This is a genomic window from Cryobacterium sp. GrIS_2_6, assembly GCF_035984545.1.
GTDB lineage: Bacteria > Actinomycetota > Actinomycetes > Actinomycetales > Microbacteriaceae > Cryobacterium.
Window position 1 is genome coordinate 19,197 of record NZ_JAXCHP010000002.1, and the last position, 23,997, is coordinate 43,193.

Sequence of the window (23,997 nt, forward strand, 5' to 3'; positions counted from 1 at the left end):
AGAAATACGTTGGTTGGGGATGGCGGATACTCAGCTGGAAAGGAGCCGTCGCGTCTGCAGCCTTCGTGGCCCTGATTGTGGTCTCCGGGGTTGCTTTCAGAGGCTCTGTGGCAGGGGTGCTCATCGTCGTTGGGTTGATCGGCGCATTCTTGGTCGTCGCTTGGCTAACCGGCACTCCGCCAGGCGCCCCATCATCTGATCAGTCCTCGACGCCCGCGCCACCCACCAACGGCTAAGCCATAGCCCCCTGGTGGGACGGCTCAACGATGAGGCGTTTGCGGCTCTGTCCGCTGGCGGGTGCCTATACCCACATGGAGCCAGGAACCTTCTTCGCCATGTACATAGCGGTGTCGGCGTCATCGAGCAATGCCGCTGGCTCTGTTGTGGCAGAATCCGTCACGGCGAATCCAATGCTCACGTGCACAGGCATAAACCAGCCCTGGACGTCCCATGGCTTGGTGGTAGCGGCCACGACCCGAGCCGCCAACTGTTCGGCATCACCGACGCCACCGAAGTTCTCGCAGAGGATCACGAACTCATCCCCACCGAAGCGCGCGACCGTATCGGTGGGGCGCAATACGCTGGCCAGTCTCCTCCCCAGCTCGATAAGGATATCGTCGCCCCCACCGTGCCCGAGAGTGTCGTTGATGATCTTGAAGTCGTCGATGTCGAGGTACATCACGCAGACCATTCCGCCGTTGCGCTCAAGTCTGACAAACGTGCGCGTTTCCACGCTGCGTTTTCCCCGCCCGCCGGGACGTCTGACTACCCCTACGACCGTGTCCCGGTGAACATCTAACCCGGCACAATAGTAAACGACCTCATCCATCGCCACCCTCCATTAAGCACCACCATCACAGGTGTTTGCCGGAGGAGGGTCGTCAGTCAAGGACTCTGAAGTTCGCGCTCAAGGCAGCACGACCGGGTGCCCACAACCCTCCACGCCACACTGTTTTCCGAGCTCACGGGCACCAAGGCCCATCGACGTCCAGCCCGGCAAACACGCCACCAAAATCCATCCCGAAGACGGTCAATACAAGAGGTGACCACCTCCCGATTCTCATCCGCCCAGGTGCGGCCGCGCAGCAGCCCCATGCTTACTATTTTCGATCGGCGTTAACAATCGAGCGTGTTCGTGCATCCGAGTGTACAAAACGGCAGGCCGACGCCGGCGCGTCGACCTGGTTCTCGTCGATCAATTCCTGCCCGTAACGATAAGAGTCATGTGGGAAGATGGCACAAAAAAACGAAGCGGAGCAAATGTGAGCACTGGAATTGTGGTCATTGACATTCAGAACGACTACTTCCCCGGAGGCGCATATCCCCTCACCGGGAGTGAGTCCGCCGCGGTCATCGCCCGGGGCGTCCTCGACACGGCCCGTGCCATCGGAACCCCCGTCATGCACTTCCAGCACCTCGCTACCGAACCGGATGCAACGTTCTTCGTCCCCGGGACCGCGGGCGCCGAGATCTACCCGCTCGTGGCGCCGGTGGCGACCGAACACCACTTGACCAAGGGCTCCCCGAACGCCTTCATCGGCACCGGACTCGAACAGCTGCTCCGGGACGAGGACATCGAACACCTCGTCATCATGGGCATGATGAGCAGCATGTGCATCGACGCGACCACCAGAGCCGCCCTCGACCTCGGGTTAGTCGTCACCGTCGTGCACGACGCGTGCGCCGCACCCGACTTCGAGTTCGAAGGCACCGAGGTTCCGGGGGCATCCGTCCAGGCCGCCTTCATGGCCGCGCTCCGCGATGCGGGGGCCGAGGTGCTCGCCGCCGCCGACCTCGACCTGGACTTCGACTTCGACTTCGATCACATCCCGGCACATTAACGGCATCCTGCCCGGCCGAGTTTGCAGCGCGGCACTACTCCAAGGGGAAGCCCACCGCACGCGAGGCGAAACTTCAGTGGTAACAAAGCATCGATTCGTAAACTGAGGAACATGGACGTTCCCAGCCTTCCGCAGACACCGCCGATTCTGACCCTGACCGTCAATCCTGCCCTGGATGTGAGCACCTCGACCCCCCATGTGACCGGTGAACACAAGCTGCGCTGCAGCGCCACCCGCATCGACCCGGGCGGCGGCGGCATCAACGTGGCCCGGGTCATCCGGCGGCTGGGCGGAACGGCCCTGTCGCTGTATGCGGCCGGCGGCCCCACCGGGGACGCCTTCCGCCAGCTCATCGCCGCGGAGGGACTCCCGACGGTGATGATGCCGATCCACAACAGCACCCGTCAGAGTTTCACAGTCGACGAAACGGACTCGGGAAAGCAGTTCCGTTTTGTCCTGCAGGGGCCCGAGGTCACGGAGGCAGAGTGGACGGCGTGCCTCGACACGCTCGCCGCGACGATGCCCGCCGGCGGTTACCTCGTCGCGAGCGGAAGCCTCCCACCGGGCGTCCCTGACGACTTCTACGCCCGCGTCGCCAGACTCGCCAGAGACGCCGGGGCCCGGTGCATCGTGGATGCCTCCGGTCCGGCCCTGAGCGCTGCCCTCGCCGAAGGGGTCTTCCTGGTCAAGCCAAGCCTGCGCGAACTCAAGGCCCACGCGGGTGTGACGCTCGATACGCCCGAGAGCCAGGCGGATGCCGCGTCGCAGCTTGTCGCCGAGGGTGCTGCAGAGTACGTGGCGCTCACCCTCGGCGCGGCCGGTGCGATCCTCGCATCGGCGAGTGGGGTCATCCGCTCTGACGTGCCGCGGGTGACCGTGATCAGTACCGTCGGCGCCGGCGACAGTTTCCTCGGCGCCTTCGTGTTGCGCCTCGCGCAGGGCAGATCGGTCGAGGACGCCTTCCGGTCGGGAGTCGCCGCTGGGAGCGCGACGGCGTCGACCCCCGCGACCGAGCTGTGCCACCGGGACGATGTCGAACGTCTCGAGACCGAACTCGCCGCGGCGCTCAGTGTCCCGCGCCGGTAGTTCGTTCATGAGTAGTGCGAGGGATTCGAGGACCTGGTCGGCGGTTCTGATCCAGAAATAGGGTGTGAGGGCTCGTTCCAGCCAGTGCCCGGGCTCGGTGGTCTCGTTCGAGGGTCTGGATGTCCTTGTGAACGCTACGTAACAAGCGTGGCCAGGCATGCTCTCGCGACGAGACAATACGCACCACGATTTTCGATCCAGTCACCGGAGTGCGGTCGGGACGGGCCGTGTCTACCCACCGAAAAGAGTGAAACACGATGCCGTAGACGCCCGCTACGCACATGATGCTCGTCACGGTCCGGCCGAGGATAGTGACGATTTTGCCGTTGCGGCATTTGACCATAACTTTGCGATCGCGCCAGAGGATCGTTGCTCGTACAGGGGTAGGCAGCCATGGTCCTGCTCACGAGGGCGCCGACACTGGCGAATGAGCCCGTACCGGGGTCACAGTAGCGGGCTAGGAATATATGAGGCCTATCACCGCATCAACGCACGGGGCCCTACCCGAGTGGCGTGGCCGAGCCGCTGTTCTGGAAGTCGAGGACGAGCGCGGTAGTGGTGAAGGTGCGGTTACCGGCGACGGTGCGGTCACTTAACAAATGTTCCAGACGCAACCACGGTCTCCGGGGACACCCTCGACGCGGCCCGTTCGGCACCACCGTCCTGCATTTCCAGCACCTCACCACCGAAGCGGATCGCACGCGCACGCTGCTATGGTGCTGACTAAACAGTAAGTGGGGCGCCAGGTGACCGTTCGGGCCATACTCGTTCCCGCTGGTGACGAAGGGAATTGCAATGAAGGCATCCGCGAAACTTGGCAGCAACTTGCAGTCGATTCTCGTTGACATGATCGAACTCCACCTCCAGGGTAAGCAGGCGCACTGGAGCGTGGTGGGTAAAAACTTCCGTGATCTGCATTTGCAGCTCGACGAAATCATCGACGACGCGCGCCTCTTCTCGGATGAGTTGGCCGAGCGAATGCGAGCCCTCGACGCCCTACCGGACGGTCGCTCTGGAACGGTCACGAAGACCACCCACCTGCCCAAGTTCCCCGAGGGCGAGGTTGACACCACCGAAACCGTGGGCCTGATCACCGTGCTACTAAAGACGACCGTTGACCACATCCGCGCCGTGCACGACGAAGTCGACAAGGAAGACCCGACCAGCGCCGACATCCTCCACGGCTTCATCGAAAAGCTCGAGCAGTACGCCTGGATGGTAAGCGCAGAGAACCGCACACCCCGCAAACCCACCACCAAAAACTCCACCCGCCCAGTGGGCAAAGCGTCGTGAGCTGCGACGGATTTCTCGGTCGGTAGTTCCTCATTTCAAGAGGGCCCACTGGCCGAGGACTCCGCAGACCTTTCACACCATGCTGACTGCTTCAACAGGCGCGATATGGCTTCGTGCCTGTAGTCGATGCGAAAGTTGGGTCACCCGCAGCGTCGAGCCCCTTATGCCCCTAGGAACGTAAGTCTGTAACAATTAGACGGCGGTGGATGTGACTATTTTGTCGAATTTCCCGCACTTTTCTTGCGTCATACTGGTCAACTACGTTGATTATCGTTTCGTTGGTCAAGAAAACTGCATTGAATCTGCCCACTGACCCGCGCTCCTAACGGGAGTTCGAGAGCCAAATAACCGGTGCAATCCAAGATGGCAGTAGGTTCGATGGCGGGGAGGATGCCTAGGTCGTCGTTCTTTCCAACAGAGGATCGACCATGACAGATTCACCGCCGCCCGTTCCTCGTGACAGCTACAACAGCCCTACATTCGTACCGAAAATTCCACCGGCATGGGAAAACGTTGAGGCATCGCGTCGGCCATTTAGCAAGATGGCCATTTGGGGTTTTGTACTCGCATGCATTGGATTAATCGTTTTTGGCTTTGTCGGTGCGCTGGCGGCCACACTGTCCGGTCGAGCGCTCCGGACCATACGACAGACGGGTGCCCGCGGTCGGGGCCTAGCGATCGCGGGTATGTGTATTGGCCTCATCGATTTTGTCTTCTACGTGATGGGCCGCTTCTACCTCTGATGAACACGGTTCCGTTCCCAATTGCGCATGCGCATGCGGTTCAAGTTTCGGACGCTCCATCCTTCGGCCACATCCCAGGATGTGGTGTGGTTTCTGCCGCGAAAGTGAGGCACGACGGGGCCGGTGGCGACTGCTCTGGCCGTAGGCCTCAGCCGGCATCGCGTGTAGATCGACCGGTCACAACCAATATCCCGTCACCTGCCGCGAACTGTCCCACCGGAATACTACGGTGACGCCGGTGTCCGAGGCATCCGATCAGCAGACGCTAGTGCTCAGCATGGCTTCGGGAAGTCAAGCCGCGTTCGGCCTGATCTACGACCACTTAAATGTTCCGACGTTTGCGATCTGCAATCACCACCTGAAAACCCCGGCCGCGGTCGACGAGGCCATGCACGGCCTATGGCTATACGTCTGGCAAAACGCGGCGATGTTGTCGAGGCTCGACGGCTCGCCTTGGTCGATCCTCATCAGGACAGCGGAGCACCACGCCGAGTATCACGCTCAGACAGAGTGCGTGGCCCGAGAACCTGCCCGCCGGTACCGGCGCTGAGCTGGGCGAAAAGACGAGATACGTGGCCCGCAAAGCAGCTTGGAACCACTAACCCCTTCGAGTCGATGGAACTCACGGCAGTCCCCATTAATGATCTAGGTTTATCGAGGAAGGTTCCCAGCTCATCGCATGGGCGGTCAGGAACGTGTGTGAAAACCTTGGGGGGATGTGCGTTGTATGCACTTAACAGGCTGGGGAGTCGCTCGTGGCGACGCCAGAGATGTCTAAGCCGCGGGAACAACCATCGAAGACATCCGCGGAACGGTGCCTCGGGTCGCTCGGCAGGTTCGGCGGGTTCCTCGGCTTTATCGCAATGAGCGCCGTGGCCGGTGCCCTCGTTGCTGCCGCGGTCACTCCCGCTCTCGCTTTGTCGGGCATGGCTGCCACGAACACGATCAACGTCTTCGAGAACCTGCCGGACTACCTGAAGATCGACCAGCTCTCGCAGAAGAGCAATATCTACGCGACCACGAGCACCGGTGCCCCCTATCTCCTGGCCTCGTTCTACGACCAGAACCGCGTCGAGGTCGCCTCGGACGCGATCAACCAGTTCGTCAAGGACGCCGCGACCTCCGGTGAAGACCCCCGGTTCTACGACCACGGCGGCATCGACCTGCAGGGCACCGTCGGCGGCCTAGTCTCGACCCTTGGGGGCGGCGGCACCCGCGGTGGGTCCTCGATCACCCAGCAGTACGTCAAGAACGTCCTGGTGCAGAAGTGCGAAGTGCTCACGGATGCGCAGAAGAAGTCGGACTGTTATGACGCGGCCACGGCGACCACTCCCGACCGCAAGCTCAAGGAGATGCGCCTCGCGATCGGCGTGGAGAAGAAGTACGCGAAGGACGACATCCTCCGCCAGTACCTGAACATCACCGGCTTCGGCGGCACCGTCTACGGCATCGAGTCCGCGGCGGAGTACTACTTCGGCTCGACCGCGGCGACGCTGACGCTGCCGCAGGCGGCGAGCCTCGTCGCGATCGTGAACAACCCAGTCAAGTTCCAGCTCGACCAGCCCGACAGCGCGACCAACGGTGCAGCGAACGGCTACGCCGCGAACAAGGACCGCCGCGACTACGTACTGGACCAGATGCTCAAGTACGGCAAGATCAACCAGGCCGACCACGATGCCGCGGTCGCCTCGGCCATCGAGCCCAGCATCCACGAGCCCTCGACCGGCTGCCAGACCGCCGGCGGCAGCGCCTTCTTCTGCGACCTTGTCGTGAGCACCCTGCAGAACGACCCGGTCTTCGGCACCGATGACACGACCAGGATGGCCAACTTCCGTCGCGGCGGGTTCAACGTGTACACGACCCTGGACCTGGACATGCAGCAGGCGGCCGAGGCCACGATGAAGGCCAACGTTCCCGACACCTTCCCCGGCTGGGACGTCGGTGGCGTGATCGTCAGCGTCGGTGTCGGCACCGGAAAGGTGCTCGCCATGGCGCAGAACAAGGACTACAGCCAGGACCCGGCCGTCCAGGCCACCGGAGCGAACTACACCGGCATCAACTACAACACCAACGTCGACCAGGGCGGTTCGCACGGGTTCCAACCCGGCTCGATGTACAAGGTGTTCACCCTCGCCGAGTGGTTGACCGAGGGCCATTCCCTCAATGAGCGGGTCGACTCCCGTATCAAGTCGAACTGGGGCACTTTCCGGGACAGCTGCGCCACCGGCGGAACCGTGAGCTTCCCCGGCTACAACCCGAAGAACGACTCGTCGTCCGAGACCGGCGCCAACTACAGCGCCCTGCAGTCCACGATCGGGTCGATCAACACGGGCTTCATCGGCATGGCGAAGAAACTCGACCTGTGTGCCATCCGTAAGACGGCCGAGGCCTTCGACGTGACCCGCGCCGACGGCGGCCCGCTCGAGCAGGGTGCCTCAGCGGTGCTCGGCACCAACGAGGTTGCACCGCTGAGCATGGCGGTCGCCTTCGCAGGCATCGCTAACCAGGGCACCACCTGCAGCCCGATCGTGATCGACCACATCACCGGCTCCGACGGAACCACGCTCCCTGCGCCGACAAGCGACTGCCACCAGTCGGTCGACCCCAACGTCGCGGCCGGCATGACGACCGCCATGCAACAGGTCATGACCAGCGGAACCGCAATCGCCTCCAATTCGGCCACGAGCCCGAAGGTCCCGATGATCGGTAAGACCGGTACCACAGACGGCAACAAGGACACCTGGATGGGCGGCGCGAGCAGCAAGGTCGCGACCATCGTCGGCGTGATGAGCGTCACCGGGCACGACACCGACCAGCGGACCACCTACTTCGACGACCTGCGCGCTCCGGGCGCATCTCGCGCAACCGTACAGGCGGCCACAGCCCGGCACCGGATGTGGCCAGCCGTGATGAGCGTCGCTAACGCTAAGTACGGCGGAGATGCTTTGGTCTCGTCCCGCTGAGGAGTGGACCGAGTAGTGGACCTGCTCGACACCGTGCAGGTCAGTGCTTCCGATCAGACCGCAGCGAGTTCGGGTATGGGTCCCACCCCTTGCGCCCGCCAGCGTCATGGCTGGTGAGGATCACGGCCACACCCTACGTCAGGGTGAGTTGAGGCCATAGTAGTTCTGTTCGCCGACTGGGTGCCTATACCGACATGGAGCCAGGAACCTTCTTCGCCAAGTACATAGCGGTGTCAGCGTCACCAAGCAATGCCGATGGCTCTGTTGTGGCAGAATCCGTCACGGCGAATCCAATGCTCACGTGCACAGGCATAAACCAGCCCTGGACATCCCATGGCTCGGCGGTAGCGGCCACGACCCGAGCCGCCAACTGTTCGGCATCGCCGACGCCACCGAAGTTTTCGCAGAGGATCACGAACTCATCCCCACCAAAGCGCGCCACCGTATCGGTGGGGCGCAACACGCTGGACAGTCTCCTCCCCAGCTCGATAAGGATGTCGTCGCCCCCACCGTGCCCGAGAGTGTCGTTGATGATCTTGAAGTCGTCGATGTCGAGGTACATCACGCAGACCATTCCGCCGTTGCGCTCAAGTCTGGCCAGCGCCCCCGCGAGGCGGTCCCCGTAAAGGGCACGGTTGGGCAACCCGGTCAGCGCGTCCGTGCGGGCCGAGCGGCGCAGTGCGAGCACAGACCCAGCCAGTTTCCCCTGGTGACGAAGAATGTCCAGGACGTCAGCGGAGAACACCCGCGCATGGTGGTCGAAGATGGCCACGCTACCCAAAACCACGCCGTTATCGATAAGCGGGACGCCCGCGTATGAACCGATGACGCCGCTAAGTACCATCGGGTTCTGGCAGTAGATGGGATGGGCAGCGGCATCGGAGACCGTCATGGCCCGACCCGTGTCAACTACCTCCGCACAAAAGGACAGTGCGTCCGGTACTGACGTGCATTCTGCCCCGAGACCAACCTCCGCCGCGTAGGTTTGCCGGTCCGCACTGACGATGTTCACGACGACCATCGGTACCGCGCAAGCCAGGCGCAAGGTGGCAACCACCGCATCCAGATCAGGGTCAGCCAAGGACCCGTGCAGGTCTGCGTCGGCGACAGCCTTGAGCCGGCGCGGATCACGCACCCCTGTGATCACACCATCGAATCGGTCCGAGTCATCCATGGGCGATTTCACTGACACTGTCACGGCGAAATCCTCCGGCTCACCGAGGCTCCCCCGGACACTCCTGGTCGATCTTCACGAACCCTAATTCTACGACACCGGATGACCCGGGCCAGCTCTGGGTACACCTGGCCCCAGCCCGGCAGCAGGAAGACGCCCTCCCGCACCCCGCGGACGGGAAACAACGCCAGGTACACCTCGCCATCAGGCATCTCAGCCACGTCATCCCAACCGAGTTGGGATCAAGGTCATCTACACAACCGGACATCAAGCACGTTCACCCCTCAGCTCGCAGGTACGCGTAGACCGATTCGCGGCTGATGTTGACGCCAACCGAAAATAGGGCCCCAACCTCTCTAGCGAGAGCAACTTTCAACACCTATCAAAACCGAGGCCCCGTTCCACGCGAACCAAACCGTCCTCATCAACTGGAGAACGGGACCAGTTTCGGGCCTCACTTTCGGGCTGCGGATGTGTGGCACTACCAGAAATCAGGCGAGTCCGGGTCGCTCCATCCGTAATCTGGGATAGCAATCGTTTCTGAAAATCCTGTCTGTTCTGCGGACGCGGCCTGGCCCAGACGCTCAAGGTGCGTGACGGTATCCGCAGCATCGGGTTCAGGCCACAAAGATTCCTCCGGGACGGCAATGAGAGCATGTGCCGGTCCGAGGAGCAACGTTGCCGTCACGACAGCACCATTGACCAATACCACCGGGATGAGCCCGACCACGGACCTATTTTTTCTATTGAGCACAACCAAAAGACTCACAAGCGCGTCGGCGATTCGATCTGCCGTGAGGAACGAGGCGCCGCTGAACGAAATTCGTCTCATACCCACACCTTGAACTCATATCAATCATTAGAAAAGTGGGTTGACATGTTCGAAGTAACCGAAACGCGCCAAGCCCCCCAACGTATCAGGGTGAGTTGAGGCCACTGGCCCAGCGCTCGTCCGCTGTTTGACGGAAGGCGAGAATCAGGCCCCGATGATGTCCGCCCTTCTTTGATCGTCGTGCGTGACGATCGTCCGATGAGTGAGAAAAGCGGTCCCGGCCCGCGCGCGGCTGGTCCGAGCGCCCGGCGGTCATTCACTCCGGCGAAAAGCTTGACCGCCTGCTCCCGCAGATACGCGCCGCCCCCGTTTCGAGTCATCGCGTCCTCATACGTGGCTAGATGGTCGAGCTGGAACCTACGCGACGCAAACGCGGCGGTGCATTCCTGCGGGCGTCCCTGTTTGTTCGTGTCCGCCACCTCGACGCCGCCGCTTCCCGGTCGCCGGGCGACCTCGCCGGCAGCGCTTCACCAGCAAAACGATCAGCGCGATCCTGCTGCGTCTCGCGCGCAGCACTAGTCTTCAGATCAGTCCCGATCTCCCGCCGGCACTTCCCCACCTCACGAAGACCGCACTGAAGCCGATGACCTCGAGGACACGGGCAAGGACACACCCCTTTAGGGGGCCACTCGCCTCAAACCCGGGGTGCTACGTTCAAATCAGGTGGCTTTCAGCTGCCGGCGAGACGGGCGTGAACGTCAATCGCACAAGGCACACCCGCCGTGAGACGGGGTCGCAAAGGCACGGGACCCTCGGGCCAGCCGGCCTACCGAATGGTTAGGACCTACACGAAATGAGCTTCCCCTTCCTCCGATCCGCCAAACCCACCGCCCCAGAGACGCACGAAAAGCCCCAACCCGCCCTTCCAGAAGACTCGACGAAACCCAAAACCAGAATTCTCTGGTTCGGTGCCGCCCCGGCAGTCGCCCGGCCGATCAACACAAACACAAAGAAAGCTCCAAAACCCAACCTGTGACACCTAAACCGTCGCACTGAACGGGGGCCGGCCGCCCACGAGGCCACTTCGACCCAAACCCAAGAACGACCTCTGGCATTGGAACCCTCGACTTCTGGCCGTTGTAAACGGGCACCCGAATCGGCTGTCCAGAAAACGATCAGACGGGCGCACTATCGTCACGGGCAGATTGAGGAGAGGAAGCATCATGATCGCCGGCCGATTGCAGACCCGCACCTCTGAGGACATCGAGGTCCGAGCTTTGTCTGGGTGTCAGTGGAGAGTCATCGACCGCCGCATCGCCAGAAACAATGCTCTCAGCCTGGTTGGCTTCATCAACAAGAACCACGGCCACTATGAGGTGATGGAATTCCTCGACCCGGTTGAGCGCACTGTCTTCCCGAGTCTGGAGGGAGCGATATCGTCTTTCGTGAACTCACCATCCACCATCATTGACCGCAGCCTGTCAGAGAAAACAACCAGAACACTCATCTAGTTGGATGTTGCCGGCGTCCCGGACTGCACTCGCCACCGATCTTTGGTCGAAGCCCATGATTCACCGGTGCCCGGCTTCTGCGCGGCATTCCGACTGCGCAAATCCGGCACCCCTAATACAGAAGATGCTTCTGGCTTTGCGTATTGTGCAGTCCCGACCTGGAGACCATGGCTTGATCGGGCCGGCCGAACCGCAACAGCTTGTCGCGCCAGCGACGAGGACTGCAACCTGCCCGGTGCTGGCCCGAATAGGTCGACCCATCGCCTAGGCATGAGGGTGGCTCCTGGAAGTTCACACGAGCATGCGCTCAGATGACGTTCACGAGCATCGCGGTCACTTCATCAGGCGGCTCATGAAAAACGGCCCTGACGGGCAATGGGTGTAGCTGGTGCTAGACGCTACGTCGTCCGGAGATGGAGCGGACGAGAAAGAGAATCACGGCGATGATCGCCAAAACGATGCCCACCCAAAGAAGGAACTGGAGAGACTGAACAAAGCCGCCCGTGATCAGCAAGACCACGGCGACTACGGCGATGACAATAAGAAGGAGATTCATGATGCCGTGCCTTTCATCTCACGAATGCGTCGTGATGACCCGATAATATCACCGCCGTTACTGCCTCGCGTTCCCGTCCGGTACAGAACACGATCGATCGCCGCCGGCCGACCCGGATATCTACGAAGTGACGTGACAGTCCGAGTCGTTAATTCAGGGTGCGGCGTGAAACCTGCCCGCGCTCACCCGTGTCTCGTTCGTGGGACGGGTTTACTATTACGAAAAAGCTCGATTGAACCGGAAGGAAACCGATCATGAGTGGTACGGACAAAATCAAGAACGCGACCGAGAAAGTCGTGGGCACAGGCAAGGAAGCTGTTGGGAAGGTAACCGACAATCCCAAGCTCGAAGCAGAGGGCAAAGCCGATCACACTAAGGGCAGTCTCAAGCAGGCCGGTGAGAACGTCAAAGACGCCCTGAAGTAAAGCCGAAGCTCTTCAGGGCCGGTCCCGATACCCGCAACCAGCAACAGCCCGTATCGGGGCACCGGCTACCGATCAAGGCCACCTGCAGAGCCCCGGGGTTTATGGGAGGTTTTGATCCCCTGAAACGAACATTTCGTACTTCTCAGTGAAGAAATGACTGCGCGCTGAGTGGCCCTCGGGTGAACTCGCCAACACGATTGGGATCAAACTTGTCCGCGCCCTCTCGTTCTGTCGTCTCGTTGTCTGGCACGTCGCCGGTGATGCAACTATGCAAGGCGAGGCCCACTGCCGTTGTTTTCGCATCGATGCGCAAGAGCCCAGCAGGGTAGCCCTGGACTTCGCCGTTGCTACTGGCCGCGTACATTGCGACATCGGCTTGATGGACAAGTTCATTGATGCGGATTCTGGGCGTGATGGTTGCAACCCCGACGCTGGCACCGACCTCTGCGATGCGTCCGCCAACGAGCACGGGTGGTGTCAGCGAGTTAATCAAGCATCAACGATGCCGGAAATCAGAATTCGGGCCTATTGGCGCTGATAAGCAGCTGCATCCGGGCCAACTATCAACACCCAGAGTTTTGCCTTGTTTCTCTGTCGGGCCGGAGCCCACGACCCTGCACACTTTCGCTAATCTCCTTCAGCGCTTTTCGGGTCGCGGCAGCGCACCCTATAGACGGGTGGATACCGCAGGAACGCAAACGTGCTCACAGTTTCCCTTGGTGGATTACCCCAACTGGAATCAGGATCGTCACAGTCCTCGGCCTCATCATCACGCTCATCCCCGCCGCAGCGAGCGAGCGATAGCGGCACCGTGGTGCTTCCCGGTTCGCTCTGCGCAGGTTCGGCCCATTCGGAGTTTTCTTGCGGTGCCTGTGCAAAAATGTCGGTGTGTCCTGGTCTGTCTGCAGCGAGCCGACGACCGTGGCGGGGCAACCCGAACGGCAAGACCGGACCGATACAGACGGGAAGACAATGAACGAGAAGTCCACCTACCGCGCCATCTTCTATGGTGCCAACCCGATCGCGTCCGGCACGGAACGAGAACTGGCCTTCGTCGACGGCGACTACCAACAGACAGTCACCCTCGAGGTGGATGAGGAAGACGCCATTGTCCGCCGGGTATTCAAGCTGGGGCATGTGACCGAAGAGCCGATCGCATACCAGTACGTAGAAGACGTGCACGATGCTGCGGCCGAACCGGACGTTCCCAACTAGATGAGTGAGTCCTATTTGATGGGCTTCGCGTTTTCGGGAAAGTCGGATCGGAATAGTCCCGCGTGGCCGCTTTTAATCGCAGGCGGAGGGTGTTAAACCCTGTGTGTGAAAACTGACCTCAACACCCTCCTGACCACACTTTACGTGCATCTCGACGATCGGATCATGCCCGCGCTGGGCTTTTCCCGAGACAGTCATCCCGGGCGCAAACCCGCCCTCAACGACGTCGAGCTCCTTCCACCATGTGAGCGCCACATGGTGGAAGGAGTACCGGTAATGGTACGGAAGATCAAAGCGAAGCTGATATTGCAGCTGCGCAATCCGGGCCTGTCGCGACGAGCGATCGAGTCCGCTCAGGGGGTATCTCGGCACAGTATCCAAGCGGTGCTCGATGCGGCAGAGCAACTGGGGCTTGGCTGGGATGACCTCGCGACGCTGCCCGAGGCCGAGGTGTATGCGGTCTTGTTCCCCGGCCGCAGTGTCCGCGAGAGTGTCTTCGCGCAGCCGGCCCGCACAGAGCCCGCCCACTATGCAGACGCTCAGCTTCACCGGGCCGGACGACCGAAGCCCCAGGAAGGTGGACGCTCTCCCGAACCACCAACAGCCAAGATCGCGTGGCCCCGCGCGTGCGGGTGAGCACCACTGCGCCGATCACCACCGCGATGATCACAGTCCAATGGATGCCGTGTATGTCGCGGTCGATACGTCCGCCCTTTTCGCACTTTCCGCACCGACGTTGGCCGCCACGAACGCGTGTAGGCGAACCTTGAGGGGCCGGCTGCGGGACTGCGGCCTACCCGGGCTACGAAGGAACGGCTCAGGTTGGGCAGAGATTCTCTGCCCAACCTGAGCCGTGACGTGCCGCTGCCGTGTAGAGACTTACTTGACGGCAACCTTGATGAGTGGGCTTCCGACCTCAACATGGCCAGACGCTGCCTGGTCAATCGAACCGAACTTTTTGGCGTTGGTAACGAGTACCGGGGTCACCAGCGAGTAGCCCGCCGCTTCGATCAGCATGCGGTCGAAGGTCACCAGCGGGGTGCCTGTTTCGACCCGGTCGCCCGCGGCGACCTTGACGTCAAAGCCCTTGCCGGCCAGGTTCACGGTGTCGATGCCCACGTGGATGAGCAGTTCGACGCCGCTGTCCAGCAGCAAGCCGAAGGCGTGACCGGTCGGCTGGGCGACGAGGACCTTGCCCGCAGCGGGCGCATAGACGGTATCCCCTGTCGGATCCACTCCGACGCCGGGCCCGACGATCCCCTTACTGAACACGGGGTCAGGAACCTCGTCGAGCGGAACGACGATACCGGCGACGGGCGAACCGATCGTGGCCAGGAGGGTGGCCAGTGCGGTCGCCGAGCCCGTTCTGGCACCAGTTGCGGCACCGGTTCCGGAGACTACCGCGGTAGCGAGGACCGGCGCTGCGATGTGCGAACCGGCTGTGGCCTTCTTGCTCTCCGCGGCTTCGTCGGCGTCGACCTGGGCGGCAACTTCCGCCTTCTGCTCCGGCGTCTGGTAGCCGGAGAGGATCACGAGGATCATCGCGGTGAAGAAGGCTGCAGCGATGGCGATCGTGTACAGCGGGATGTTGTTGAAGGCGGGGATGGTCAACAGCGAGGTGAAGACGAAAGCGCTGGTCTTGACGCCGCCGCCGAGCCCGATGATGACGCCACCGACGAGGCAACCGATGAGCATGCGCGGGTAGATGCGCTTGAAGCGGAGATGGATTCCGTAGAGAGACGGTTCGGAAATACCGCCGAGGAGACCGGCAGCGAGAGCGCCCGTCGCGGTCTGCTTCATCAAGCGGTCCTTCTCGCGAATGGCGAGGAAGAGCACACCGGCGGTCGCACCGAAGCACGCGAAGTTCCAGGCGCCCATCGGGCCCTGGATGAAGTCAAACCCGAGGGACTGGATGTTGAGCAGCATGATCGCGTTCAGCGGCCAGTGCAGGCCGAGCGGAACCATGAACGGGTAGGCCAGCGGGATGACGACCGCGAAGATGAACGGCGAGAAATCGTTGATCGACTTGAGGAAGTTACCGAGTCCGGCTCCGCCGTACACACCGATCGGGCCGATCAGGAAGGCGGTCAGCGGGATCATGATGAGCATGCTGATGAACGGCACGAAGATCAGCTGGACGCTGGACGGGATGATCTTCTTCAGGAGCACGGTCAGGGCGGCGAGCACTCCGGCCATCAGCAGCGGCGGGAACACCTGCGAGCTGTAGTCGAATACGGTCAGCGGCAGTCCGAAGATCTGCACGACGGATGCGTGGCCGCCGAAGACGGACGCCGCACCATCGGTCTTGCCCAGGGCTGTGAAGCCGGGGAGCATGACGACGGCCATGATTCCGAAGCCGACCCAGGGGTCGGCGCCCATCCGCTTGGAGGCGTTGTATGCGACCATCAGCGGCAGGAAGACGAAGACGCCCTGCCACATCAGGTTCACGAACTGCCAGGACGGATCAAGGGTCACGCCGGGCGCGTTCCAGGCCGGGATGACACCGAGGGTCGCCATCAAGGCCATGAATGTGATGAACAGCGACGCGCCCAGCAGCGCACCGAGGATCGGCCGGAACGAGTCCGACAGAACCTCGAAGAACGTGTCGAGCCCGGCGAACTTTCCGCGCGGACCCTTCGCCTTCCCCGCGGCCTTCATGTCAGCGATGGAGTCGCCGGCACTAATCTTCTTCATTTCGGGTAGCGCCCAAATCTCGTTGTATACGGTCTCAACCGCACCGCCGATAACGACCTGGTATCGGTCGCCGGTTTGGGGAACGGCGCCCAGAACCACCGGGATGGCCTCGACGGCCGCCTGGTCGATTCCGGATGCGTCCTTGAGCTGGAAGCGAAGCCGGGTGGCGCAGTGGGTGAGGCCCACGATGTTCCCGGCACCTCCAATACTTTGAACAATGTCTGCAGCAGGTTTTGACGCCACCTTGATCTCCTTACGATATGGATGCGGAACGTGCCGAGTTCCACTTGCCTGCAGCTCAACGTGAACTCCGTAGTCCGGCCAAGAAGATCGTGTCAACTCCACACATCATTAGCAATGATAACGGCTTTGCACTCAACTGCACCGAACTCGGTTACCTGCTTAGGACGGACTTGACGCGCAAGAAAACGCCGACGCCCCCGACGTGGTCTACATCCTGAGCTCCCCCCGAACCAACGCCTCTTCGCGGCGTGTTTTTAACGCGATGGGACGTGGATTACCCGTCGCAGCGTGCCGCAACCGTCGTCGCCATCGCCGTCGACGTCGATGGGCAAAATTTGTTCCCAAAGCATTCCCCATGGGCCGTCATAGCGCAACGACTGCACGCTGGGGACTGCCCCCGGTTTGGTTGACTCCTGACCTGTGGAGATTCGTCTTCGCTGGAATGATGTCATCATGCCCAAGCCCTATCCACCCGAGTTCCGCCGCGATGTTGTCGCGGTAGCCCGGAAGCACGAAGCCCCGCTGAATCAGATCGCGAAGGACTTCGGGATCTCGGAGTCCTGCCTGGCGAACTGGCTTAAGAAAGCCGACGTCCAGGAAGGCGTCAAGCCCGGCGTGGCCGAGAAGGAATCCGCGGAACTGCGCGATGCCAGGAAGCGCATCCGGCTGCTCGAGCAGGAAGCTGAGGTCATGCGGCGGGCCGTGGCGTATCTGTCCCGGGACGTCAACCCAAAATGATGTACCCGCTGGTCCTCGAACTGGCCGTCGACGGTGTCCCCGTCACGGTGACCTGCCGGGTGTTGCGCTTCTCCAAACAAGCGTTCTACCAGTGGAAGCGAAACCCTATCTCCCAGCGCGACTGGGACGACGCCCACATCACCAACGCCGCCTGGGATGCCCACCGGGACGACCCTGCGTTCGGCTACCGGTTCATCGCCGACGAGCTCCACCAGGCGGGCCTCAGCGCCAGCGAGAACCGGGTCTGGCGGCTCTGCTCCCAGCAGCGGCTCTGGTCCGTGTTCGCGAAGAAACGCGGCCTCACGCGCAAGGCCGGCCCGCCCGTCCACGACGACCTCGTCGAGCGGAAATTCACCGCGACACGCCCGAACCAGCTCTGGCTCACCGACATCACCGAACACCGCACCGACGAGGGCAAGATCTACCTCTGCGCGATCAAAAACGTCTACTCGAACAAGATCGTCGGTTACTCCATCGACTCCAGGATGAAGGCGTCCCTGGCCGTCGCAGCGGCCCGGAACGCGATAGGCCAGCGCACCATCGACGGCACGATCCTGCACTCGGACCGCGGGTCCCAATTCCGGTCCAACGCCTTCATCCGGGTACTGAAGAACAACGGCATCACCGGCTCGATGGGCCGCGTCGGCGCGTGCGGCGACAACGCCGCGATGGAGTCCTTCTTCGCGCTGCTGCAGAAGAACGTCCTCGACCGGCAGCGGTGGTCAACCCGAGAAGAACTACGCCTCGCGATTGTGGTCTGGATCGAGCGGACCTACCACCGCAAGCGCCGTCAACGCCGCCTCGGCAAGCTCACCCCGATCGAGTTTGAGACAATAAACATGGCCCTCAAAGCCGCCTGAAACCACTAACCCTTTGAGTCAACTGAACTCGGGGCAGTCCCTTCCGAGAGGAGGTCAAGCAGGGCAGACTGGTCTAGAGCCACCGTGTGACGTGTCTTTCTGTGAGGAACTTTGAACGGTATGTTAAAGAGATCGCAGCGCGACAACAGCCACCGTGCAGCCTCACGCAGGGTTGGGCCCTTAGGCCCTCTCTGTGGAGGAGGTCGCGTCCAAGACCGGCCTCGTGGTCCAGACCCTCAACAACTGGCGCACTGCGACCAAAACGGGCCGCGTAGCCGCACCCTTATTTTTTAAGCTCGCCAGATAATCATCTTCTGGGCGCAGTCCATCGATGCACGCCTCGCGACCATCGAGGGGTGCAATTCTCGGACGGCTTACTCAGCATCTCAGTGCAGAACGCCGGGTAAGTCACAACTTCGACACGTACGCTTAATAAGGCACGCCGACCAAATTGTTGCGAGTCTCCTTGTTTGACGATGAGGCCGGAGTTGGGCGTCACTTTGGTTGACGATGGGCTTGTCCCCATCGGCGGCATCATCGTGACGAGCAGCGCTGGTCGGGGACGGGCGCTCGGACCGGGGTCGTCGCGCTGATCGTGGCCGGCCCGATCGCCATGGTGACGGCGGCCGCCGCATCTTCAACACGAGGTGGCCCCTTCCCCCGCCGGCTGTGGTATTCAAGAGTTGTTGACATGACCTGGTGGCAGCAGAACGGAACCAAACCCGATGATCGTCGTCTCCTCGCCGGAGCAGGCCGAGGCCCTGCTCGACGCGGGCCAGCTGGGCTGCCCCGGCTGCTCCGGGACGCTGCGCCCGCACGGGTATGGCCGCGTCCGCCGGGTGCGTAGCCTCGGCGGCGAACCGGTCACGGTGCGCCCCCGCCGCGCCCGCTGCTTCTCGTGCGCGGCCACGCACGTGCTGCTGCCCGCCGGACTGGTGTTGCGCCGGGCGGACACGACAGAGGTCATCGGCACGGCCTTGGCGGCGAAGGCCCGCGGCGACGGGCATCGTACGATCGCGGCCCAGCTGGACCGCCCGGTCTCCACGGTGCGCCGCTGGCTCCGGCGGGCACGAGAGCCACACGCCGGCTGGTTGCATCAACAGAGCGTGCAGCACGCGTACCGTGCCGATCCTGACCTCCTGAACCGCGAGCTGGTCTGGCCGACCACGCTTGGAGACGCACTGAACCTCCTCGCCGGCGCGGCACTGGCCTGCCAGAAGCGTTGGGACTGCCCGTTGCCGGCGTGGACGCTGATCGGAATGTTCACCCGCGGCCGACTCCTGCCCCCACCCCTGCGCACCTGAGAACCCGCGCCGGTGCGCTCGCGCACGCCCGAAAGTCGCCGTCATCGTGACGACCGTGACATCTCCCACGTCACCGCTGACGATCACCACGTCACCGTGCCGACGAAACCCTCAAAACTCATCGTCAAATTGGATGACGCCTCATCGTCATCCAACGTGACGGACAACAACCAAATCCCCTTGGTCGGCGTGCTTTGTTGTGTTCAGCGGCGCTTACCTCGCGGACATACTGGGGAATACCCCGATGCGGCTAGAACGGGACACACTGCAGGAACTCGTTGCCGAGCTTCACGCGCAAGGGATGAGGACAAGGGCTATCGCGCCGATTATGGGAGTGCGCGGCGACATCATGGTAAAAGACATTCGAGGTGGCGGAAATCCGCCACCTGCGCCGGGTCCGGAACCTGAGTCCTACTGGTCCCCCGAAGAGTCATTCGTCGGGACGCACAGCCTTGAGGCAATCTACGCACCACCAGTTATCGTCGACTGCCAGCATAGGCTCGTCGCACTTGGGACAGTTCGGCGTAATGAGGTAGTCCATGCCATGAGTCTGCTCCGAATTGGTGATCGGGTGTGAGAAGAGCGACCAGATGTCCAAAAAACAACTGGCTTTGGCTCTAGCGGTTGTGGGGTCATTCGGCTTCAATCGGCGTGTGAATGTCGGTGAACTCTGGGCATACGGGACGAGCGACAATCTGCTTGGTTACGTCCCGGTGAGTGGTGTGGTTTCCCGCTCTTGAGCGTTGCTTCGTCAACAGGAAGAGCCACCGTGGGATGGTCAGTGAGAACCGATCAAAGAACTCACGAAGGACACCACACGATGGCTCTAGACCAGTCTGCCCTGCTCAACCTGCTGGGAGAACTCAAACTCACCGATGTCACCGACCGCATCCGCGTCGCGGAATTTGATGCTCCTATTGTTGTCAAGCGCTGACTTTGGGTTGTTCACTGAGCCATGTGCGGTAGCGCTCAGAAAGGACTCGATCTTGGGTGGCGCCGCGTTCAATGCGCGAGATGGCTTTGGGCCAGGCGCTCAGCTCGAGTGCTACTGCGGTCTGGGTGAGGTGCAACGCGAGGCGCCGTGGACGCAGGTCGTTGGTTAGCAGGCCGGGCCGTGGGTTTTGCAGGACGCGGTATATTTCGCGGGCGACGTAGCGCTTGAGGCAGCGCATGATCTCCTTCTTGCCTTTGCCCTCGCTGGTGCGTTTGACGACGTAATCCTGGGTGCGTTGGTCCTTCGCCATGCGCACTAGAACGATGCGGTGAATCGCGGAGTTCGCGGCGCGGTCGCCACCGCGGGAGAGCCGGTGCCGTGTCGTCTTGCCCGATGACGCAGGGATCGGTGCGACGCCGGCCAATGCGGCGAATTGGGCTTCTGTGGTCAGGCGCTCGGGGTTGTCGCCGATAGTGACCAGCAGTTGGGAGGCTACGGCGGTGCCGACACCTTTGATCAGGGTCAGGGCTGGGGCGTGCTCGGCGATAATGCGGGCGAGCTCGGCGTCGCAGTCATCGATCTCGGTGGTGAGGTAGGCATGGCGGGCGGCCATGCGTTTGAGCGTGACGGCGGTCGCGACGAGGGGGTCTGTGATGTCTCCGGTCGGGCGCGAGGTGGCCATGCTTTTGGCACGGGATTCGCTGGTCTTGCCCCGATATTTGGCCCGGATACTCTCTGGGGCCGATGTCAGTACGGCGCTGATCTGCGCTAGTACCGCGGTGCGTGCCTTCATCGCGCTGGTGCGCGCGGTGCGCAGCACCCGGAGGGCTTCGACGTTACCGTCGCGGGCTTTTGGTGTAGAGGTGCCGCGCTGGGCGAGGACAGATTCGGCGGCCTGGTAGGCGTCTAGCGGATCGGACTTGCCGTGGATGCGTCGGGCTTGGCGATTGGGCCGGTTGACCTCTTTCACCTCGAAGCCCTCGTGGATCAAGACCCGGGTCAATTCAGCACCGTAGGACCCTGTTCCTTCGACGCCGACAGCGATCACCGGTCCATACCGGGTGATGTATTCGGCGATTTCCCGGTAGCCGGATCCCACGGCCAGAAACTTCTTATCGGCAAGGTGTTTGCCGTAATTGGTGATGATGGCGACGTGATGGGTGTCGGCGTGGGTGTCGATGCCGGCGATGACGCTGATGTCGTCGTTTGTCATGATGGGAATAGCTCCTCTGACGCTCGAGTAACAGGGTGGACTCGCGTTCGCCAGGTGGGCAGACAAGACGGTGATGGGACTTCTTGGTCAAGCTCCTATTAGGTCATGTCCGCCTGGCGAATGCGTTTGATGCAAGCCGCGGAACGGTGGACGGATCAAATTAAGGACAGCTTCAAGAAGCGTCAGTCAAGGTTGGAGTCACACCATTCCACGGCCTACTTCCATCATCACCGTCAAGGTGAATGGGGCCAGCGTGAGTTAGGCGGCTAGTTTCGGCTCGTCTTCTTGTGCTTGGGCGGGCTTGTTGATCCAGGCCGTGTCGGGGGTGGTGAGGATCTTGGGATCGACGCTGGTGCTGAAGCGTTCCGGGTTCCGTGCCCGGGCTTCAGCCAGGGTCGCGGACCTCTCTGCGGCTTTGCCGGCCGCGAAGCCGTAGTGGACGTCGGCGGGCGTGTTCAGGCCGATGCCGGTGTGATGGTGGGTGTGGTTGTAGCCCTCGACGAAAGTGTCCATGAAGCGGTGATCCTCCCCGAACTCGCCGCCGCCGCCGCCTAAGCTAGAACAACTGGCCCGCACGGTGTTGAGAAACTCCACCACTCAGCGGAACGTGACCCAGCACGAGGGCGCTCAGAACAGCTCCACCTCGATAAGTGAGGGCGAGTTTGTCGTAGCGGGTGGCGAGTCCGCGCCACTGCTTGAGGGTGTTGAACGAACGCTCGATGACGTTGCGGCGCTTGTAGGCTCCTTTGTCGAGGCCGACCGGACGGCCACCGTTTCGTCCGCGGCGTTTCCGGTTGCCGACCTGGTCGGAGCGTTCGGGAATAACGACTTGGATGCCTCGCTTTCGCAGCATGGCCCGGTGCGCTTTAGCCGAGTAGGCCTTGTCTGCAAGTACCCGGTCGGGTCGAGTGCGAGCCCGTCCGGGGCCGATCCGGTCGACGCTGAGCGAAGCCATGACCTCCGGGAACATGGGCGAATCGCCGCCCTGCCCGGTGCCCAAAAGCACCACGAGCGGGCGCATGTTCCCGTCGCAAAGCTGGTGAATCTTGGTGGTCACACCACCGCGGGACCGGCCAATGGCATGATCAGGAGGCTCTTCCAAAAGATTCGTGTAATTCGACAGGGCCCCCTGTGACGCGCGGAAGATTCGTCGCGTGTTGATGCCACTGTCGAGTCCACGGACACCTCCCAATCGATCTTGCCCACCGCATCAGCTTGGGCCAGCAACCGGGCCAGAATACCGTTCCAGGTGCCATCGCCGCTGAAGCGCCGATGACGTTTCCACACCGTCTGCCATGGACCGAAAACCTCGGGCAGATCCCTCCACGGAATCCCGGCCCGATACCGGTAAATGATGCCCTCCATCACCCGGCGGTGATCCTGAAACGGACGACCAGGACGACCAGACGACGACGGCATCAACGGCTCGATCCGAGCCCACTCACTGTCAGACAACACGGCAGTACGAGACATGCATCAATTCTGCCCAAAACCCTCACCAGACATTAGGAGACACGCCCTAGCCCTTCGGGCGTTCGGGGCCAGTGTCGCTCGACGGCGTCAATGCCTGCCCGGCGAGTCGCGAAACGGAGAGCGAACGCGACCACGATGGCATCATCCGCGTAGCCGAGAACCGGGATGAAATCAGGGATCAGGTCAATGGGTGACAGCAGGTAGGCCAGGAGAACGCCAAGCCAAATACGAACACCAACCGACACGGATCGATCACAGGTGAGGCGTTTCAGAAGCCGGGCGACGTCAGGGGCAAGGCGAAGGAGGTCACGAAGCAAAGCACCGCCGGGATGCCGGCGGCGCTCGATCCAGAGGAGCAGGACAAGGGCCAGCCAGAGCACGAGCAACCCCCCGAGCACGCCCAGAGCGATTTCCCACCAGGATGTCATGACTTGCATCCGCAAAATAGAGTCCCCGCCCGTCGAGCAACATCGAGCAGAAGGCTGACGTCATGCTCTGATTCTGACAGTGGACACGTCACCCTTTCGCCGCACGTTCGCCCACCTGCCCCAGATCACATGTCACGAAGGACAGGGGGGCAAGCCATACGCATCCTCGCGGAGTCAGGTCGTTAGACCCGCGGCTCTGTTACTGGCCTTGAGTGTTGGCGAAGGCAGAAAGAAGCTCCCCGATGCGGTGGTCGCGATCCAGGGGGTGCCGAAGGGGCATTGCCGTATTGAGCCGGTAGGTGTTGCGGCGACCTTCGCGTTCGCGGTCCAGGTAGCCCGCCTCCTCCAGCTCGGTGACGATGCGCTGCGCCGCTCGCTCAGTAATACCGACCTGAACGGCGACGTCGCGTAGCCGCACGTTCGGGTTGTCCGCCACGCACAGCAACACGTGGGCGTGATTGGTCAGAAACGTCCAAGTCGCCATCTTTTGATTATCTCCCACCCGACGAGCTTCTCCCTACACTCAATTCC

Annotated in this window: 19 protein-coding genes, 5 pseudogenes and 1 riboswitch; of the genes and pseudogenes, 13 read left to right on the forward strand and 11 right to left on the reverse strand. The window is 62.0% G+C overall.

Annotated features, from left to right (window positions below):
• Positions 1 to 301: 301 nt before the first annotated feature.
• On the reverse strand, positions 302 to 829 hold the full coding sequence (locus tag RCH22_RS20555) for a GGDEF domain-containing protein (protein WP_327015603.1): 528 nt from the start codon (positions 827 to 829) through the stop codon (positions 302 to 304).
• Positions 830 to 1,262: 433 nt separating this feature from the next.
• Between RCH22_RS20555 and RCH22_RS20560 the strand changes: the two genes are divergently transcribed.
• The 6 genes from RCH22_RS20560 (at position 1,263) to RCH22_RS20585 (ending at position 7,926) form a co-directional block, all read left to right on the forward strand.
• On the forward strand, positions 1,263 to 1,841 hold the full coding sequence (locus RCH22_RS20560; RefSeq protein ID WP_327015604.1) for a cysteine hydrolase family protein: 579 nt from the start codon (positions 1,263 to 1,265) through the stop codon (positions 1,839 to 1,841).
• 111 nt (positions 1,842 to 1,952) lie between these two features.
• Entirely contained in the window at positions 1,953 to 2,927 is a 975-nt protein-coding gene (locus RCH22_RS20565) for a 1-phosphofructokinase family hexose kinase (RefSeq protein ID WP_327015605.1), read from the forward strand.
• A gap of 795 nt (positions 2,928 to 3,722) precedes the next feature.
• A complete protein-coding gene (locus RCH22_RS20570) occupies positions 3,723 to 4,220 on the forward strand; it encodes a DNA starvation/stationary phase protection protein (protein ID WP_327015606.1) in 498 nt (165 codons plus the stop codon).
• A gap of 428 nt (positions 4,221 to 4,648) precedes the next feature.
• Positions 4,649 to 4,963, forward strand: a complete 315-nt coding sequence (locus RCH22_RS20575) for a DUF4190 domain-containing protein (RefSeq protein ID WP_327015607.1) — start codon at positions 4,649 to 4,651, stop codon at positions 4,961 to 4,963.
• A gap of 238 nt (positions 4,964 to 5,201) precedes the next feature.
• Positions 5,202 to 5,513, forward strand: a complete 312-nt coding sequence (locus RCH22_RS20580) for a hypothetical protein (RefSeq protein ID WP_327015608.1) — start codon at positions 5,202 to 5,204, stop codon at positions 5,511 to 5,513.
• 313 nt (positions 5,514 to 5,826) lie between these two features.
• On the forward strand, positions 5,827 to 7,926 hold the full coding sequence (locus RCH22_RS20585; RefSeq protein ID WP_327015609.1) for a transglycosylase domain-containing protein: 2,100 nt from the start codon (positions 5,827 to 5,829) through the stop codon (positions 7,924 to 7,926).
• A 184-nt stretch (positions 7,927 to 8,110) separates the two neighbouring features.
• Here RCH22_RS20585 and RCH22_RS20590 read toward each other — a convergent pair whose 3' ends face one another.
• A complete protein-coding gene (locus RCH22_RS20590) occupies positions 8,111 to 9,100 on the reverse strand; it encodes a sensor domain-containing diguanylate cyclase (protein ID WP_327015610.1) in 990 nt (329 codons plus the stop codon).
• 481 nt (positions 9,101 to 9,581) lie between these two features.
• Complete coding sequence (locus RCH22_RS20595; protein WP_327015611.1) at positions 9,582 to 9,932, reverse strand: hypothetical protein; 351 nt, start codon at positions 9,930 to 9,932, stop codon at positions 9,582 to 9,584.
• 700 nt (positions 9,933 to 10,632) lie between these two features.
• Positions 10,633 to 10,706, forward strand: a riboswitch (cyclic di-GMP riboswitch).
• A gap of 389 nt (positions 10,707 to 11,095) precedes the next feature.
• Between RCH22_RS20595 and RCH22_RS20600 the strand changes: the two genes are divergently transcribed.
• Positions 11,096 to 11,383, forward strand: a complete 288-nt coding sequence (locus tag RCH22_RS20600) for a hypothetical protein (protein WP_327015612.1) — start codon at positions 11,096 to 11,098, stop codon at positions 11,381 to 11,383.
• Between the two features lie 391 nt (positions 11,384 to 11,774).
• On the opposite strand, the gene RCH22_RS20605 is transcribed toward RCH22_RS20600, so the two are convergent.
• A complete protein-coding gene (locus tag RCH22_RS20605; protein WP_327015613.1) occupies positions 11,775 to 11,939 on the reverse strand; it encodes a hypothetical protein in 165 nt (54 codons plus the stop codon).
• 254 nt (positions 11,940 to 12,193) lie between these two features.
• On the opposite strand from RCH22_RS20605, the gene RCH22_RS20610 reads away from it, so the two are divergent.
• The gene (locus RCH22_RS20610) at positions 12,194 to 12,364 is read left to right on the forward strand and encodes a CsbD family protein (protein WP_327015614.1); all 171 of its coding nucleotides are present in this window, start codon (positions 12,194 to 12,196) and stop codon (positions 12,362 to 12,364) included.
• Positions 12,365 to 12,506: 142 nt separating this feature from the next.
• Here RCH22_RS20610 and RCH22_RS20615 read toward each other — a convergent pair whose 3' ends face one another.
• Entirely contained in the window at positions 12,507 to 12,857 is a 351-nt protein-coding gene (locus RCH22_RS20615; RefSeq protein ID WP_327015615.1) for a hypothetical protein, read from the reverse strand.
• Between the two features lie 479 nt (positions 12,858 to 13,336).
• Between RCH22_RS20615 and RCH22_RS20620 the strand changes: the two genes are divergently transcribed.
• From RCH22_RS20620 to RCH22_RS20630, 3 genes and pseudogenes are all read left to right on the forward strand, one after another.
• Positions 13,337 to 13,579 carry a hypothetical protein gene (locus RCH22_RS20620; RefSeq protein WP_327015616.1) on the forward strand — a complete coding sequence of 81 codons (243 nt, stop codon included), beginning with the start codon at positions 13,337 to 13,339 and terminating at the stop codon, positions 13,577 to 13,579.
• Between the two features lie 105 nt (positions 13,580 to 13,684).
• A pseudogene (locus RCH22_RS20625) lies at positions 13,685 to 13,816 on the forward strand (IS982 family transposase); the annotation flags it as partial.
• A 39-nt stretch (positions 13,817 to 13,855) separates the two neighbouring features.
• Positions 13,856 to 14,086, forward strand: a pseudogene (locus RCH22_RS20630) (IS21 family transposase); the annotation flags it as partial.
• Positions 14,087 to 14,458: 372 nt separating this feature from the next.
• Here the strand turns inward: RCH22_RS20630 and RCH22_RS20635 are convergent.
• Positions 14,459 to 16,516: a glucose PTS transporter subunit IIA gene (locus tag RCH22_RS20635; protein WP_327015617.1), complete on the reverse strand. Its 2,058-nt coding sequence runs from the start codon at positions 16,514 to 16,516 to the stop codon at positions 14,459 to 14,461.
• Positions 16,517 to 16,969: 453 nt separating this feature from the next.
• On the opposite strand from RCH22_RS20635, the gene RCH22_RS20640 reads away from it, so the two are divergent.
• Positions 16,970 to 18,114, forward strand: a protein-coding gene (locus tag RCH22_RS20640; protein WP_327015618.1) for an IS3 family transposase whose coding sequence is annotated in 2 segments (ribosomal slippage) — positions 16,970 to 17,249 and positions 17,249 to 18,114 — 1,146 coding nt in all. Because the reading frame shifts where the segments join, the coding sequence is not laid out codon by codon here.
• Between the two features lie 725 nt (positions 18,115 to 18,839).
• Positions 18,840 to 19,418 (forward strand): DUF6431 domain-containing protein, encoded by a 579-nt coding sequence (locus tag RCH22_RS20645; protein ID WP_327015619.1) that lies wholly within the window; start codon positions 18,840 to 18,842, stop codon positions 19,416 to 19,418.
• Positions 19,419 to 20,341: 923 nt separating this feature from the next.
• On the opposite strand, the gene RCH22_RS20650 is transcribed toward RCH22_RS20645, so the two are convergent.
• From RCH22_RS20650 to RCH22_RS20670, 5 genes and pseudogenes are all read right to left on the reverse strand, one after another.
• Positions 20,342 to 21,565 carry an IS110 family transposase gene (locus RCH22_RS20650; RefSeq protein WP_322137520.1) on the reverse strand — a complete coding sequence of 408 codons (1,224 nt, stop codon included), beginning with the start codon at positions 21,563 to 21,565 and terminating at the stop codon, positions 20,342 to 20,344.
• Between the two features lie 258 nt (positions 21,566 to 21,823).
• Positions 21,824 to 22,081 (reverse strand): annotated as a pseudogene (locus RCH22_RS20655) (IS3 family transposase); the annotation flags it as partial.
• A gap of 40 nt (positions 22,082 to 22,121) precedes the next feature.
• Positions 22,122 to 23,038: pseudogene (locus RCH22_RS20660) on the reverse strand (IS5 family transposase).
• Between the two features lie 128 nt (positions 23,039 to 23,166).
• Positions 23,167 to 23,475 (reverse strand): annotated as a pseudogene (locus RCH22_RS20665) (YkvA family protein); the annotation flags it as partial.
• Between the two features lie 190 nt (positions 23,476 to 23,665).
• On the reverse strand, positions 23,666 to 23,950 hold the full coding sequence (locus tag RCH22_RS20670) for a MarR family transcriptional regulator (RefSeq protein ID WP_327015620.1): 285 nt from the start codon (positions 23,948 to 23,950) through the stop codon (positions 23,666 to 23,668).
• Positions 23,951 to 23,997 lie beyond the last annotated feature (47 nt).

Coding starts and splice junctions, on each gene's coding strand:
- RCH22_RS20600 (WP_327015612.1), top strand. CDS start 11,096: ATGATCGCCGGCCGATTGCAGACCCGCACCTCTGAGGACATCGAGGTC.
- RCH22_RS20620 (WP_327015616.1), top strand. CDS start 13,337: ATGAACGAGAAGTCCACCTACCGCGCCATCTTCTATGGTGCCAACCCG.
- RCH22_RS20565 (WP_327015605.1), top strand. CDS start 1,953: ATGGACGTTCCCAGCCTTCCGCAGACACCGCCGATTCTGACCCTGACC.
- RCH22_RS20610 (WP_327015614.1), top strand. CDS start 12,194: ATGAGTGGTACGGACAAAATCAAGAACGCGACCGAGAAAGTCGTGGGC.
- RCH22_RS20650 (WP_322137520.1), bottom strand. CDS start 21,565: ATGACAAACGACGACATCAGCGTCATCGCCGGCATCGACACCCACGCC.
- RCH22_RS20595 (WP_327015611.1), bottom strand. CDS start 9,932: ATGAGACGAATTTCGTTCAGCGGCGCCTCGTTCCTCACGGCAGATCGA.
- RCH22_RS20605 (WP_327015613.1), bottom strand. CDS start 11,939: ATGAATCTCCTTCTTATTGTCATCGCCGTAGTCGCCGTGGTCTTGCTG.
- RCH22_RS20570 (WP_327015606.1), top strand. CDS start 3,723: ATGAAGGCATCCGCGAAACTTGGCAGCAACTTGCAGTCGATTCTCGTT.
- RCH22_RS20585 (WP_327015609.1), top strand. CDS start 5,827: ATGAGCGCCGTGGCCGGTGCCCTCGTTGCTGCCGCGGTCACTCCCGCT.
- RCH22_RS20645 (WP_327015619.1), top strand. CDS start 18,840: ATGATCGTCGTCTCCTCGCCGGAGCAGGCCGAGGCCCTGCTCGACGCG.
- RCH22_RS20590 (WP_327015610.1), bottom strand. CDS start 9,100: ATGGATGACTCGGACCGATTCGATGGTGTGATCACAGGGGTGCGTGAT.
- RCH22_RS20555 (WP_327015603.1), bottom strand. CDS start 829: ATGGATGAGGTCGTTTACTATTGTGCCGGGTTAGATGTTCACCGGGAC.
- RCH22_RS20575 (WP_327015607.1), top strand. CDS start 4,649: ATGACAGATTCACCGCCGCCCGTTCCTCGTGACAGCTACAACAGCCCT.
- RCH22_RS20670 (WP_327015620.1), bottom strand. CDS start 23,950: ATGGCGACTTGGACGTTTCTGACCAATCACGCCCACGTGTTGCTGTGC.